The 14,050-nt window shown below is 70.5% G+C and carries 11 protein-coding genes; 7 read left to right on the top strand and 4 right to left on the bottom strand.

What is annotated here, in order from left to right; genetic code table 11:
* Window positions 1-22 precede the first annotated feature (22 nt).
* Window positions 23-691: a peptidylprolyl isomerase gene (locus ACTOWY_RS39675; RefSeq protein WP_441314750.1), complete on the bottom strand. Its 669-nt coding sequence runs from the start codon at window positions 689-691 to the stop codon at window positions 23-25.
* 100 nt (window positions 692-791) lie between these two features.
* On the opposite strand from ACTOWY_RS39675, the gene def reads away from it, so the two are divergent.
* From def to ACTOWY_RS39650, 5 genes are all read left to right on the top strand, one after another.
* Window positions 792-1,310, top strand: coding sequence for a peptide deformylase (gene def / locus ACTOWY_RS39670; protein WP_441314749.1), 519 nt, complete (start codon window positions 792-794; stop codon window positions 1,308-1,310).
* Window positions 1,307-2,524: a precorrin-6y C5,15-methyltransferase (decarboxylating) subunit CbiE gene (cbiE, locus tag ACTOWY_RS39665; protein ID WP_441314748.1), complete on the top strand. Its 1,218-nt coding sequence runs from the start codon at window positions 1,307-1,309 to the stop codon at window positions 2,522-2,524. The genes def and cbiE overlap by 4 nt, the downstream gene beginning before the upstream one ends.
* The gene (gene cobM, locus ACTOWY_RS39660; protein ID WP_441314747.1) at window positions 2,521-3,279 is read left to right on the top strand and encodes a precorrin-4 C(11)-methyltransferase; all 759 of its coding nucleotides are present in this window, start codon (window positions 2,521-2,523) and stop codon (window positions 3,277-3,279) included. The genes cbiE and cobM overlap by 4 nt, the downstream gene beginning before the upstream one ends.
* A gap of 439 nt (window positions 3,280-3,718) precedes the next feature.
* Window positions 3,719-5,878 (top strand): SulP family inorganic anion transporter, encoded by a 2,160-nt coding sequence (locus tag ACTOWY_RS39655; protein ID WP_441314746.1) that lies wholly within the window; start codon window positions 3,719-3,721, stop codon window positions 5,876-5,878.
* A gap of 92 nt (window positions 5,879-5,970) precedes the next feature.
* Complete coding sequence (locus ACTOWY_RS39650; protein WP_441314745.1) at window positions 5,971-7,596, top strand: AbfB domain-containing protein; 1,626 nt, start codon at window positions 5,971-5,973, stop codon at window positions 7,594-7,596.
* A gap of 52 nt (window positions 7,597-7,648) precedes the next feature.
* On the opposite strand, the gene ACTOWY_RS39645 is transcribed toward ACTOWY_RS39650, so the two are convergent.
* The gene (locus ACTOWY_RS39645; protein ID WP_441314744.1) at window positions 7,649-8,560 is read right to left on the bottom strand and encodes a DMT family transporter; all 912 of its coding nucleotides are present in this window, start codon (window positions 8,558-8,560) and stop codon (window positions 7,649-7,651) included.
* A 96-nt stretch (window positions 8,561-8,656) separates the two neighbouring features.
* Between ACTOWY_RS39645 and ACTOWY_RS39640 the strand changes: the two genes are divergently transcribed.
* Window positions 8,657-10,363, top strand: a complete 1,707-nt coding sequence (locus ACTOWY_RS39640) for an AbfB domain-containing protein (RefSeq protein WP_441314743.1) — start codon at window positions 8,657-8,659, stop codon at window positions 10,361-10,363.
* A 104-nt stretch (window positions 10,364-10,467) separates the two neighbouring features.
* On the opposite strand, the gene ACTOWY_RS39635 is transcribed toward ACTOWY_RS39640, so the two are convergent.
* Together ACTOWY_RS39635 and ACTOWY_RS39630 are read right to left on the bottom strand one after the other, a co-directional pair.
* On the bottom strand, window positions 10,468-10,773 hold the full coding sequence (locus ACTOWY_RS39635) for a helix-turn-helix domain-containing protein (protein WP_441314742.1): 306 nt from the start codon (window positions 10,771-10,773) through the stop codon (window positions 10,468-10,470).
* Between the two features lie 5 nt (window positions 10,774-10,778).
* Window positions 10,779-11,123: a type II toxin-antitoxin system RelE/ParE family toxin gene (locus ACTOWY_RS39630; protein ID WP_441314741.1), complete on the bottom strand. Its 345-nt coding sequence runs from the start codon at window positions 11,121-11,123 to the stop codon at window positions 10,779-10,781.
* Window positions 11,124-11,415: 292 nt separating this feature from the next.
* Between ACTOWY_RS39630 and ACTOWY_RS39625 the strand changes: the two genes are divergently transcribed.
* Entirely contained in the window at window positions 11,416-13,803 is a 2,388-nt protein-coding gene (locus ACTOWY_RS39625; RefSeq protein ID WP_441314740.1) for a glycosyl hydrolase family 95 catalytic domain-containing protein, read from the top strand.
* Window positions 13,804-14,050: the final 247 nt, after the last annotated feature.

Genomic DNA, 14,050 nt, shown 5'->3' with positions numbered 1-14,050 from the left:
TTCCGCGGTCAGGACCGGGTCGTCAGTGCCCGTAGCGCACGCGCTGGATGTGCACCGGGAGCTTGGGCAGGCCGTCCAGGGGGTTGGTCGGGCCGGGGATGATGCCGCCCGCGACGATCTTGTCCAGCACCGCCATGCCGCGGGTCACCTTGCCGAGCACGGTGTAGGCGGGCTTGATGTTGGCGAAGCTGTGCACGATGAAGAACTGGCTGCCGTTGGTGTTCGGGCCGAAGTTGCCCATCGCCACCGTGCCACGCGGGTAGGTCTCCTTGCCGGTGACCTCGTCGTCGAACTTGTAGCCGGGACCGCCCTTCTCCGCCTCCCAGATGTCACCGCACTGCAGCACGCCGAGCCGGGTGGAGTTCGTCAGCCGCCAGCACTGGGTCTTGTCGAAGAAGCGCTGCCGGGCCAGGGACAGGAAGTTGTGCACCGCGCAGGGCGCGTTCGCCCGGTCCAGCTCCATCACCACCTTGCCGTGGTTGGTGGAGATGGTCACCCTGACCGTGCCCCGCGCCTTGGCCTTGGCCCGCGGCGGGTGCACCGGCTTGGCGGCCGGATCGTCCGGGGTCGGGGTGAACGTGCAGCGGACCGAGCGCCCCAGGTCGGTCTCCGGCGCCGCCTGGGCCACGCCAACGGGGAGTGCGGCCAGCAACGCGGCCACCACGACACCAACTGACCAGCGTTTTCTCATGCCGGTCAACCTAGCTCGCCCCCGGGGTCCCGGAAACCCGGCGAACAGCCCAGCCTACGATCGTCGGCGACCAGATGGCTCGGGGAGGATGACGGCGGCGATGAGCGGCACCGGAACAGCACGGCCCATTGTCTATTACGGCGACCCGGTGCTGCACCGCTCGTGTACCCCGGTGACCAGCTTCGACGACGAGCTGAAGACCCTGGTCGAGGACATGTTCGCCTCGATGTACGCCGCCGAGGGCGTGGGGCTGGCGGCCAACCAGATCGGGGTGGACGCCAGGGTCTTCGTGATGGACTGCCCGGACGCCGACGGCAACCCGGTGATCGCCACCCTGGTCAACCCGGTGCTCACCCTGCCGCCCGCCCCGCGCGAGCTGACCCTGTTCAACGAGGGCTGCCTGTCCGTGCCCGGCCAGTTCGCCGAACTGTCCCGGTCCGAACACGCCGAGGCCACCGGCTTCGACATCGAGGGCAACCCGGTCACCGTGCGCACCAACGGGATCGCCGCGCGCTGCCTGCAGCACGAGGTGGACCACCTGGACGGACTGGCCTATGTGGACCGGCTGCCGGTCAAGCAGCACAAGGAAATCCTCGCCGCGGCCGGCCTGAGCGGATGACCGAGTCTGTCGCCGTGGTGGGCATCGGCGCGGACGGCTGGCCCGGCCTCGCCCCACCCGCCCAGCTGGAGGTGCGCGCCGCCCAGGTGTTGCTCGGCAGCTCCCGCCAGCTCGACCTGGTGCCGGACAAGGTCACCGCCGAACGAGTGGCCTGGCCCTCGCCCATGCTGCCCGCCCTGCCCGGCCTGCTCGAACGCCACCGCGGCAGGCGGATCTGCGTGCTGGCCAGCGGGGACCCGATGTTCTTCGGCATCGGCTCCACCCTGGCCCGGCTGCTCGGCCCGCAACGGCTGCACGTGCTGCCGCACGCCTCCTCGCTGTCGCTGGCCTGCGCCCGGCTGGGCTGGCCCCTGGAAGCGGTGGACGTGGTCAGCGCGGTCGGGCGGCCGGTGGAACTGCTGCACCCGTTCGTCCAGCCCGGCCGCCGGGTGCTGGTGCTCAGCGCCGGTGGCGGCACCCCGGCCGAGGTGGCCGCGCTGCTCACCGTGCGCGGCTACGGGCCGAGCAGGCTGACCGTGCTGGAACGCCTGGGCGGCAAGGACGAACGGATGGTCACCGGCACCGCGGGGGAGTGGTCGCTGCCGCGCACCGCCGCGCTCAACGTGATCGCGGTGGACTGCGTGGCCGACCCCGGCACCCCGTTGCTGCCCACCGTGCCCGGCCTGCCCGACTCCGCCTTCGACCACGACGGCCAGCTCACCAAACGCGAGGTCCGCGCGCTCACCCTGGCCCGGCTGGCCCCGGTGCCCGGCCAGCTGCTCTGGGATGTCGGCGCGGGCGCGGGCAGTGTGGCCATCGAATGGTCCAGGGCACACCCGAGCTGCCGGGCCATCGCGGTGGAACGCGAGAGCGAACGGGCCGACCGGATCACCCGCAACGCCTACGCCCTCGGCGTGCCGGGCATCGAGGTCGTGCTCGGCGAGGCGCCGTCCGCGCTGGCCGGTCTGGAAGCGCCGTCAGCGGTCTTCGTCGGCGGCGGCGCGACCGTGCCCGGAGTGATCGAGACCTGCTGGCAGAGCCTGCTGCCCGGCGGGCGACTGGTGGTCAACGCGGTCACCATGGAGTCCGAATCCCTGGTGGCGCAATGGTATTCGCGCCTGGGCGGGGACCTGACGCGGGTGGCGATCAGCCGGGCCGCGCCGGTCGGCGGGTTCACCACACTGCGCCCGATGCTGCCGGTGACCACCTGGGTCGTGACCAAGGAGACGCAGTGACCGTGCACTTCATCGGGGCCGGACCCGGCGCCGCCGACCTGATCACCCTGCGCGGCCAGCGGATCATCGCCGGGTCGCCGGTCTGCCTCTACGCCGGATCCCTTGTCCCGCAAGAGATCCTGGGCTGGTGCCCGGACGGCGCGCGGCTGGTGGACACCGCCGAGCTGAACCTGGACCAGATCACCGAGGAGCTGGTGTCCGCGCACGCCAAGGGATTGGACGTGGCCCGGCTGCACTCCGGCGACCCGTCGGTGTACAGCGCGATGGCCGAGCAGATGCGCCGCCTGGACGCCGCCGGGGTGCCCTACGACGTCACCCCGGGTGTGCCCGCCTTCGCCGCCGCCGCGGCCGCGCTCAACCGGGAGCTGACCGTGCCCGGTGTCGGCCAGACCGTGGTGCTCACCCGCACCTCGGCCAGGGCCACCCCGATGCCGCCTGGCGAGGACCTCGGCACCCTGGGCCGCAGCCGCGCCACCATGGTGCTGCACCTGGCCGTGCAGCGGATCGACGCCGTGGTCGCCGAGCTGATCCCGAACTACGGCGCGGACTGCCCGGTCGCCGTCGTCGCCATGGCCAGCCGGGCCGAGCAGACCGTGCTGCGCGGCACCCTGGCCGACATCGCCGCCGCCGTGCACACGGCCGGGATCAAACGCACCGCGGTGATCGTGGTCGGCGAAGTCCTCACCGCACACGCCTTCCCGGACAGCCACCTGTACTCCGCCGACCGCTGCCGCCCACCCACGGACCCCAGCTAGACACCCACCCCGCACAGTGTTGGCCGTTGTCGCACAGTGTGTTGGCCGTTGTGGACGGCGAGTTGGCCCAACTGGTACGCCGGGTTGGCCCAAGTGGGCGTACCAGTTGGCCCAAGTGGTACAAGTTCGGCCAAGACTGGGTACGACAACGGCCAACACGCCGGTGGGTTGCCGACGAGGCTGCTGGCTTGGCGGCCTGGAACCCGGCAGCGGGTCACTAAAGCGGGTGAACTGTGTGTGGTTCGCCGCGGCCCGTGATCTGGCACGCCTGGCGTGCGCACGCCCACGAGCTGGGTGATCTTGAACAGAGTTCCTGGCGGCCGACATTCGATCGGGTGAAGTGTGTCCGATTCCTGTCGCTCCAAGTAGTTCCTCGCTTACCCGCTGTCCCGACCAATCGGACAATTGGTCCATAGTGTTGGTAGGAAAGGGGGAACCGATGAACTGGCTGCGACGCGACCTGCGGTACGACCTGCCCGCCTCGCTGGTGGTCTTCCTGGTCGCCGTGCCGCTGTCCCTGGGCATCGCGGTGGCCTCCGGCGCGCCGATCGTGGCCGGCCTCGTCGCCGCGGTGGTCGGCGGCATCGTGGCGGCCGCCCTGGGCGGGTCCCCCTTGCTGGTCAGTGGGCCCGCGGCCGGGCTGACCGTGGTGGTGGCCGGGTTCATCGACCAGTTCGGCTGGGCGGTCACCTGCGGGATCACCGTGGCCGCAGGGGTGCTGCAACTCGTCCTCGGCCTGTGCCGGGTGGCCCGCGCCGCGCTGGCCATCTCCCCCGCGGTGGTGCACGGCATGCTGGCCGGGATCGGCCTGGTCATCGTGCTCGGCCAGCTGCACGTGCTGCTCGGCGGCCTGCCCGGCACCAGCGCGCTGACCAACCTCCTCGAACTGCCCGGCCAGCTGCTCGACTTACACGGGCCCGCCGCGCTGATCGGGTTGCTGGTGCTCGGTGTGCTGCTGCTGTGGGGCTTCCTGCCCGCGCCGGTGCGCCGGGTGCCCGGACCGCTGGTCGCGGTGCTGCTGGCCACCGTGCTGGCCGAGGTCGCCGGACTCGACCTGGTCCGGGTGGACCTGCCCGGTTCGCTGCTGGAATCCCTGCGCCTGCCCCAGCTTCCCGGCGGCGACTGGGGCGCGGTGCTGCTCGCGGTGCTGACCCTGACCGTCATTGCCAGCGTGGAGAGCCTGCTCTCCGCGGTGGCCGTGGACAAACTGGCCGGCACCCGCAGCGACCTGGACCGCGAACTCATCGGCCAGGGCGCGGCCAACACGGCCTCCGGCCTGCTCGGCGGGCTGCCGGTGACCGGGGTGATCGTGCGCGGCTCGACCAACGTGGCCGCAGGCGCCCGCACCAGGGCCTCGGCGATCCTGCACGGGGTGTGGGTGCTGTTGTTCGTGCTGCTGCTGGCCGGGGTGATCGAACGGGTGCCGATGGCCGCGCTGGCCGGGCTGCTGGTGTTCATCGGCCTGCAGCTGGTCCGGATCGAGGACGTGCGCTCGGCCTGGCGGCACCGGGAAGCCCTGGCCTACCTGGCCACCGTGTTCGGCGTGGTGTTCCTGGACCTGTTGCAGGGCGTGCTGATCGGACTGGCCACCTCGGTGGTGCTGGTGCTGCGCCGGGTGGTCTGGGCCAGGGTCCGGGTCACCGAGTCCGGGCCCGGCCGGTGGCGGGTGCAGGTCGAGGGAACCCTGAGTTTCCTGTCCCTGCCAAGACTTTCCCGGATGCTCGGGCAGATCCCGGACAGGTCCACTGTGGACATTGAACTGGTCGCGGACTTCCTGGACCACGCCGCCTACGAACACCTCTCCGGCTGGCGGCGCCAGCACGAGGAACGCGGCGGCACCGTGGTGGTGGCCGAACTCGGCGCCGAGGGCAAACCCGTGCTGCCGCGCTGGTTCGCGCCCTGGTCCAGCTGGCAGGGCGAGCTGCCCCGGCCGCGCTCGGGCTCCCCGCTGGAGACCGGCGTGCGCGAGTACCACCGGCACTCCGCCCCGCTGCTGCGCCCGCTTTTCGAGCAACTCGCGGTGCTGCAACGCCCACACGGGCTGTTCCTGACCTGCGCCGACTCCCGGATCGTGCCCAACATGATCACCACTAGCGGGCCAGGGGACCTGTTCACCGTGCGCAACGTCGGCAACCTGGTGCCGCCCGGCGACGACGGCATCGAAGCCTCCGTGCACGTCGCGGTCGAGGTGCTGCGGGTGCCCACCCTGATGGTCTGCGGCCATTCCGCCTGCGCGGGCATGACCAGCCTGCTCTCCGGCCGCGCCGAGCAGGACGACTCGCTGGGCCGCTGGCTGCGTGCCGGACTGCCCAGCCTGCGCGCCTTCCGCGCCGGGCACCCGGCCGGTGCGGGCGAGCCGGAGGAGGCGGCCGACCGGCTGGCCAAGGTCAACGTCGCGGTGCAGACCGAGGCGCTGGCCCGGCTGCCCATGGTGCGCGCCGCGGTCGCCGAGGGCAGGCTCCAGGTGATCGGGCTGTTCTTCGACATCGGCCAGGCCCGACTGTCCATTTTGGATCCCGAAACCCAGCGGTTCAGACCACTTGACCCGGATGGAGCAGTGCCCGCGGTGGGCACCGGCACGCGGCGAACAGCGGATTGACGACCCCCGAAAGCTCTGCATAGTCTCCCCTGCGGGGGAGCGGCGTCCCCTTGGCACGTAACGACTTCGTCGACTCAAGGGGGATCTGCGCTGTGGCGCGTGCAAAGTTGAGCAAGACCGCGGTGGCCGGTGCGCTGGCCGCGTCGGTGGTGACCGGCCTGCTGGGTGCGTTGCCCGCACACGCGATCAGCGGCGGCACACCGGTGGCTACCGGTGGGTACAGCTACAGCGCCTACCTGCGGGTCGGCGCGGAGAAGTCCTGCTCGGGGGTGCTGGTCGACGAGCAGTGGGTGTTGACCGCGGCGAGCTGCTTCGGCACGCCAGGCCAGGTCAGGCCCGGTGCGCCCGCCGAGCGGACGGTGGTCACCGTCGGCAGGGCCAAGCTGTCCCACGGCGAGGGCGCGGTGTCCGAGGCGAGTCAGCTCGTCCCGCACGCCGACCGCAACCTGGTGCTGGTCAAGCTGGTCGACCCGGTGCCCGACACCTGGCCGGCCCGGATGCCCACGGCCTCCGGGTTCGCCACCGGTGAGCAGCTCACCGTCACCGGCTACGGCGCGCTCGCCGCGGCCAGCGAGGAAGCGGACCGGCTGCACTCGGCCACCTTCCCGCTGGGCAGCCAGGCGGGCTCGACGCTGACCCTGGGCTCCGGCGGGGCGGAGATCTGCGCGGGCGACCTCGGCGGCCCGGTGATCCGCCAGCGTGACGGCAACCCGGAACTGGGCGCCATCCTGGTCACCGCGCCGCGGCGCAACTGCCTCGGCGAGACCGAGACCAGCGACGCGACCACCGCGGTCCGGGTGGACGACCTGACCGACTGGATCAAGCAGCAGGTGCTGGCGGGCCGGGCCAACCCGGTGATCACCGACGGTGGCGTGGTCACGCTGAAGAACCAGATCAGCGGCTGGTGCCTGCGCGGCGAGCTGACCGCGGAGTGCGGGAGCGGCCGGTCGGAGGAGGAGTTCGAGATCGTCGGCTCCGGTGAGTACCGGAAGCTGCGCAACCTCTACACCCAGCAGTGCCTGACCACGGTGAGCAGCAGTGTCACCTTCATGACCTGCGGCAACGTCAGCGCGCAGGACTGGGCGATCACGCCAGGCAAGAACGGCACCGTGCAGCTGCGCAACCAGGGCAACCTCGGCGGCCTGGCCGTGCCCAGCCTCGACCCTGGCGCCCGGCCGGTGCTGCGCGACGGCAGCCGCCCCTACGACTACCAGCTCTGGCAGCTCACCGCCAAGGGCAAGGTCCGGCACGACCTGCCGCAGCGCGCCTCGCTGCGGGCCACCAACGCCGGTCTGGCCGACCACTACCTGCGGCACGCCCGCGGTGCGGGCTGGCTGAGCCTGATCACCGCGAGCAGCCCCGAGCTGGACAAGGCCGACGCCACCTTCGACCTGGTGCCCGGCCTGGCCGACAGCCGCTGCTACTCGCTGCAGGCGCGGGACATCCGCGGCGCGTACCTGCGGCACGCCAACGGCAGGCTGCGCCTGGACGACAACAACGGAACCCCGCTGTTCGCCAACGACGCCACCTGGTGCGCCAGGGACAGCGCGGCGGGCAACGGAGTCTCCTTCGCCTCGTTCAACTTCCCGGACAACTACCTCCGGCACATCAACGGCGAGGTGTGGAACGCCTACAAGGGCGGCGCGCAGTGGTACGAGACGCCGAACTCCTTCGAGGCCGACACCAGCTGGGCCGTGGCCCCGCCGCTGAAGCCCTGACACCGCAACTGATCTGACGGCCGGGGTGGCGTTTGCCGCCCCGGCCGTTCGGCTATCCGGCCACCGGCGCCGCGGCGGGTCGCCGGGCCCCGGCCAGCACCACCACCGCGACCCCGGCCAGCAGCAACGCCAGTCCCGGCAACGCTTCGGGCCGAGGGGTCTGCCCCAGCCAGCCCCAGGCCAGCAGTGCCGCTCCCGGCACTTCCAGCAGCGTGACCAGGCTGATCGTGGTGGCCGAGACCGCGTGCAGCGCGTAGTTGAACATCGAGTGCCCGAGCAGTTGCGCGCCCAGCGCGATGGCCAGGATGGCCAGCCAGGTGCTGTCCGGGTAGCCGGTCAGCGGGATGCCCGCGCTCAGGCACACCACCAGCAGCACCAGCGCGCAGGTGGCGTAGCAGATCGTGGTGTAGGTGGTGGTGCTCAGCGCGGTGCGGGCCTGCTCGCCCAGGGCCACATAGCCCGCCGCGGCCATCCCGCCCAGCACCGCCAGCAGATCACCCCACAGCGCGGCGCCGGAGACCTGGAAGTCCGCGCCCGTGGTCCACCCCGCGCCGGCCACCGCGAGGCCGATGCCCAGCCAGGTGCTCACCGGCAAGCGCTTGCCCTGGCCGACCGCGATCAGCCCGGCCCACACCGGTTGGGTGCAGCCCAGCGCGATCGAGGTGGCCACCGTGGTGAGCTGGGCGCTGGACATCCAGGTGCCGAAGTGCAGCGCCAGCATCCCCCCGGCCAGCACGCTGTAGCCGCCGGGACCGCGCTTGTCCCCGGCCACCGCGGCACGCAGCTCCGGGCCGCGGCGCAGTGCGGTGAACGGGGTGAGCAGGCCGACCGCGATCGTGTTGCGCCAGAACGCGATCGCCAGCGCGGGCGCGGCGGCGTAGGCGATCAGCGGGCCGGAGGTGGACACCGCGAGCACGGCCAGAGCCAGGGCGAGCAGCGGGATCAGCGGGACACGATGGGGCACGAGCGCCCATCCTCACACCCGGCGTTAAGCGAAATGTCAGCGCCCTGCCCTAGGCTTCGCCCGTCACTCATCGAGGACTCATAGGGGGGTTCCGCAGTGTCAACAACCCGTTCGCGGGTGGTCCGTGCTGCCATCGTCACGACCGCGCTCACCCTGCTGGGCACGGCACAGGCGCACGCGATCAGCAACGGCAACCAGGTGGAGATCGGCACGTACTCCTTCACCGCGGCCTTCGACCAAGGTGACAAGCGCTGCTCCGGCGCGCTGATCGACCCGCAGTGGGTCATCACCTCGGCCGCCTGCTTCGACCCGAACCCGGCCCAGGCAGGCAACCAGCTGGAGTCCGGTCGCCCGGCCCAGCGCACCACGGTCCGCTTCGGCGGCCTTGGCCTGGCCACGGCGCGCACGGCCGTGCGCGAGGTGGCCGAGTTCCGGCTGGACGCGGCCAGGGACGTGCTGATGGCCCGGCTCACCGACCCGGTGCACGACATCACCCCGCTGGCCTACCGGGCCGGACCGGCCGGCGAAGGCGAGGTGGTGCGCGCCGCCGGGTACGGCCGCACCGCGACGCAGGCCCGGCCGGAGCGCGCGCACACCGCGCTGTTCACCGCCTCCGCGCTGGGCGCCGACAACTTCAGCCTCGCCGCGCAGAACCCGGCGAACGCCGCGATCTGCGACGGCGACTTCGGCGGCCCGGCCTTCCGGGAGCGCGCGGGCACGCCCGAACTGCTCGGCGTGCACACCAGCTCCGGCCAGCAGGGCTGCCAGGGCGTCACCGGCGGCACGCCCGGCGCGGCCGTCGCGCGCACCGACGACCTGGAGCCGTGGCTCAGCGGCCTGATCAAGGAAGGCAGGCAGACCCCCGGCCTGGCCGACGGCAACATCGTCGAACTGCGTGGCGTGCACTCGCAGAAGTGCCTCGACGTCTACTTCGCCCGGTGGGAACCCAACACCCACACCGTCATCGCGAACTGCCACGCCGGCCCCAACCAGCGCTGGGAGGTCGTGCAGCAGGCGGAGAACACGGTCGCGCTGCGCAGCATGAACAACAAGCACCAGTGCCTGCGCCCGCTCAACGGACAGAACCCGGCAGGCATCCAGGTCGTGCAGAGCGCCTGCCTGGACTTCGCCGACCGCTCGCTGTGGTGGGAGGCGCTGCCCGCGCGCAGCGGCTCGATCGAGCTGCGCAACGTCAGCACGGACAAGGTGCTGGAGGCCGCGAACTTCGCCACCGGCGAGGGCAGCCCGGTCAGCCAGGGGACCAACCGGCACGAGGCGGACCAGCACTGGTTCCTGACCGTGGTCGGCAAGGCCCGGCACGACCTGACCCAGCCAGGCCAGGACCGCAAGTCCCTGCGCGCCACCAACCCCGGCCTCAACGACCGCCACATCCGACACGCCAACGGCCTGGGCGAGCTGTCCCCGGTCAACCCTGGCAGCTCCGAACTGGACCGGGCCGACGCCACCTTCCGGCTGGTGCCGGGCAGGCTCGACACCCGCTGCTACTCCCTGGAATCGGTCAACTTCCCCGGCAACTTCCTGCGGCACGCCGGCGGCAGACTGCGCCTGGACGGCCCCTCCGGTGACCCTGGCCTGTTCAACGCCGACGCCACCTGGTGCGCCCAGCACGGCCTCAGCGGCACCGGCGTCTCGCTGGAGTCGTGGAACTTCCCCGGCAAGTTCGTCCGGCACATCAACGGCCAGGTGTGGCTGGCGAAGTTCGACGGGCCGGAGTGGTACGAGACCAGGGCGAACTTCCACCACGACACCAGCTGGGACGTGGCGGAACCGCTGAAGCGCTGATCAGCAGGACGTGACCCGGCGGCGCTGGCCGCCGCTTGGCCCCGGCGCCCCGCGCGGCAGGAATCGCGCGGGGCGCCGGGGCGTTCTCGGTGGCGGGCCAGGGACTACGCGGTCGGCTGGCGGAGGTGCGGGTCCAGGCGGACCACCAGTTCGGCGTCCAGGGCGTGCGCGAGCCGTTCGAGGACCGGGATGGTCGGCACGGTGCCACCCGCCTCGAACCGCGCGATCGCCGGCTGGGCCATGCCCGCGATCTCCGCGAGCCGCGCCTGGGTCCAGCCACGCTGCTCGCGCATCTCGCGGACGGTCTTGCCCAGTTCGTAGGCGAGCCGCGCGGCATCGTAAGCCTCGGCCGCACCCGGCTCGGCGAGCCGACGCTCGCGCAGTTCAGCCCAGTCGTCACGGTCAGCCATCGCACTCACTCCCCGTCCACACTGTGTTCCTCGGCGACACACCGCCGCAACGCCCGCTGTGCCCTGGCGACTTCTCGCGCCTCGCGCATCCGAGTCTTGCGGAAGACCGTCAGCAACACGATCCGACGCCCTGAGGCGATCCAGTAGGTCACCCGGATTGCCTCGCCATCCAGATGAAACCGGAGTTCCCGGAGTTTCCCGACCAGCTGGCGGCTGTACGGCTCACCCAGCAGCGGTCCTTGATCGGCGACCAGGTCGAGGTAGAACGCCGCTGTGGCGAAGTGGACTGTCGGCAGACCTTCCAGCCAGTCCCGAACCTCCGGCTCCAGTTCCACGGTACCCCAGCTCATACCATCGATGCTATATCCAGCCGAGGCTGTGTCGATCCCGGGGTGTGGTCGCGTGATGACAGTGAGTAGTCATCGGATGTGTAGTGCTCTGCCGGTGATCTATTGGGAATTGTTTCTTGGCGCATGCATCACTGGATGTGCTGTCTTACCAGCACTTCTGGCCGTTGCTCTGTTTGGCTGACGTCCACGGGCCGTTGACGGTTCTGTTAAGAGATCGTATCTTTCCTGCGCCGCACCACCACATCGAGCCTCGGGTGGACCTTCCGCCACAGCCCATCGAAGGGACTCGACCATGTCCGACTCGCCGTCGCGCCGGGACTTCCTGCGCATCACGGGCGCCGTTGGCGCCGGGATGATGCTGAGCGGGGTCCGGCCGTTCATCGCACAGGCAGAGGAGGTGGCCCGGCCCCAGGGGGTCTCGCTGGTGCCGGAGTCCGAGGCGACCAGTCTGTGGTACCCGGCGCCCGCCGAGGAAAGCCGGATCATCCAGCAGGGGTTGCCGATCGGCAACGGCAGGCTGGGAGCGCTGGTCGGGTCCGATCCGGCCGACGACGTGCTGTACCTGACCGACGCCACCCTGTGGACCGGGCATCGCAACGACGTGCTGCAGGACGACGGGCAGTTCCCGTACGGGCCCAACGACTTCGGGTCCTTCGGGTTGCTCGCCAAGGTGCGGGTGCAGGTCAGTGGGCACACCAAGGCCGCGGTGAGCGACTACCGGCGGCGGCTGGACCTGAGCAACGGGCTGGTCACCGCCTCCTACCGGGTCAAGGGCGCGCAGTACCGGCGGGAGACCTACTCCAGCCACCCGGACGACGTCGTGGTGATCCGGCTGACCCAGCGTGGCGGAGGTGTCCACAGTGGACGGATCCGGCTGGAGCCCACTCGCACAGAGACCGTGACCGGCGAAGCCGGGACGCGCACGATCTCCTTGCAGGCCCGGTTCGACAACGGGTTGCGTTACGCCGCGGTGGTCACCGCGTTCAGCGACACCGGCGCGGTCGCCGTCACCGGCGCTGAGCTGACCTTCACCGACTGCCGGGAACTGCTGATCGTGGTCTCCGGCGGCACCGACTACCTGCCGGACGCGGCCAAGGGCTTCCGGAACACCGCGGTGGAACCGCTGACGGTGGCCAGGGACCGGGCGCTGGCCAAGGCCAAGGTCTCTGGGACCGCCTTGCTCAACACGCACGTCGCCGACTACCAGTCGCTGTACCGGAAGTTGACCGTCGACCTTGGTGAATCCAGCCGCTCGCAACGGAATCTGGACTCCTGGTCGCGGCTCGCGGTGCGGCACACCAACCCCGGGCAGCCGGACCCGGAACTGGAGGCCAGCTACCTCCAGTTCGGCCGGTACCTGATGATCACCGGGTCCAGGGACAGCCTGCCGATCAACCTGCAGGGCCTGTGGCTGCACAACAACTCGCCGGACTGGTATGCCGACTACCACACCGACATCAACATCCAGATGAACTACTGGCTGACCGACCGCGCCGGTCTCGGCCGCTGTTTCCCCGCGCTGGCCGAGTACTGCCTGGCGCAGCTGCCCGAATGGTCCCAGCAGACCCAGCGGCTGTTCAACGATCCGCGCAACCGGTTCCGCAACTCGACCGGGAAGATCGCCGGGTGGACGGTGGCCTTCTCCACCAACACCAACGGCGGCCTCGGCTGGTGGTGGCATCCGGCTGGCAACGCCTGGCTGTGCCAGTCGCTGTGGGAGCACTACGAGTTCACCCTGGACGTCAAGTACCTGGAGCGGATCTACCCGCTGCTCAAGGGCGCGGCCGAGTTCTGGGCCGCGCGGCTGATCACCATCACGCACACCTACCCGGACGGCAGCACCCGGCAGGTGCTGGTCGACGACAAGGACTGGTCGCCGGAGCACGGGCCGCAGGACGCGCTGGGCATCAGCTACGCCCAGGAGATCGTCTGGGAGCTGTTCCGCGAACTCCAGCTTGCGGCGGCGAAACTGGGGCGGGACAAGGAGTTCGCCGCGCAGGTCAAGGATCTTCAAGCGCGGCTGTACCTGCCGGAGGTCAGCCCGAAGACCGGGATGCTGCAGGAGTGGATGCACCCGGACGACATCGGCGAGCGCACCCATCGCCACCTCTCGCCGCTGATCGGGTTCTTTCCTGGTGATCACATGAACCATGATGTGTCGCCGAAGGCCACCATCGAGGGCATCCGGAAGTTGCTGGAGGTCCGGGGGATGGAGAGCTTCGGGTGGGCTTGTGCCTGGCGATCCGCTTGCTGGGCAAGGCTTCGGGACGCTGACCGGGCGTATCAGCTGTTGCTGACGGTGATGCGGCCGAGTATCGCCAACGAGAACGGGACCTCGGCGAACTTCTTCGACATGTACCGCAACGGGGAACGGGCTATCTTCCAGATCGACGCGAATTTCGGTGCGCCGACGGCGATGCTGGAGATGGTGTTGTACTCGCGGGTGGGGGTGATCGAGTTCCTGCCCGCGCTGCCGGGGGCGTGGGCGAAGCAGGGGCGGGTCACCGGGATTGGCGCCAAGGGCGGGTTCGAGGTGGATCTGGCTTGGCGGGACGGGAAGGTGACGAGCGCGGTGGTGCGGAGTGTCGGGGGGACTAGCACGGAGTTGCGTGCTGGTGGGTGGCGGCGGCAGATCACTCTTCGCGTTGGGGAGACCTTGAGAGTTCGACCGACCTCGTAGCTGCGGTGTGTTGGCCGTTGTCGTACGGTGCGTTGGCCGTTGTCGACGGCTTCGCCTGTCCACAACGGCCAACTCCCCGTACCACAGCAGCCAACACACCGCCGATCTGGTTTGGGTCCTCTAAGCGGGTTGCCAGAAGTTGTGTCCGTAACTCGCGGGAGTTGACCTTCCCTCGAACGTGAAGAGCCCCGTCGGGTTGGATTGAGTTACCACACACAACCGACCCGACGAGGCCTCCTTCAGTATG

Origin of the sequence: Crossiella sp. CA198 (assembly GCF_052078295.1) — a bacterium.
Classification (GTDB): domain Bacteria; phylum Actinomycetota; class Actinomycetes; order Mycobacteriales; family Pseudonocardiaceae; genus Crossiella.
This window is presented reverse-complemented; position numbering and strand designations above follow the sequence as displayed.

What these genes read in the sequence shown, in the direction of transcription:
- ACTOWY_RS39675 (WP_441314750.1), bottom strand. Translation starts at nt 691, where the DNA reads ATGAGAAAACGCTGGTCAGTTGGTGTCGTGGTGGCCGCGTTGCTGGCC.
- def (WP_441314749.1), top strand. Translation starts at nt 792, where the DNA reads ATGAGCGGCACCGGAACAGCACGGCCCATTGTCTATTACGGCGACCCG.
- cbiE (WP_441314748.1), top strand. Translation starts at nt 1,307, where the DNA reads ATGACCGAGTCTGTCGCCGTGGTGGGCATCGGCGCGGACGGCTGGCCC.
- ACTOWY_RS39655 (WP_441314746.1), top strand. Translation starts at nt 3,719, where the DNA reads ATGAACTGGCTGCGACGCGACCTGCGGTACGACCTGCCCGCCTCGCTG.
- ACTOWY_RS39635 (WP_441314742.1), bottom strand. Translation starts at nt 10,773, where the DNA reads ATGGCTGACCGTGACGACTGGGCTGAACTGCGCGAGCGTCGGCTCGCC.
- ACTOWY_RS39630 (WP_441314741.1), bottom strand. Translation starts at nt 11,123, where the DNA reads ATGAGCTGGGGTACCGTGGAACTGGAGCCGGAGGTTCGGGACTGGCTG.
- ACTOWY_RS39625 (WP_441314740.1), top strand. Translation starts at nt 11,416, where the DNA reads ATGTCCGACTCGCCGTCGCGCCGGGACTTCCTGCGCATCACGGGCGCC.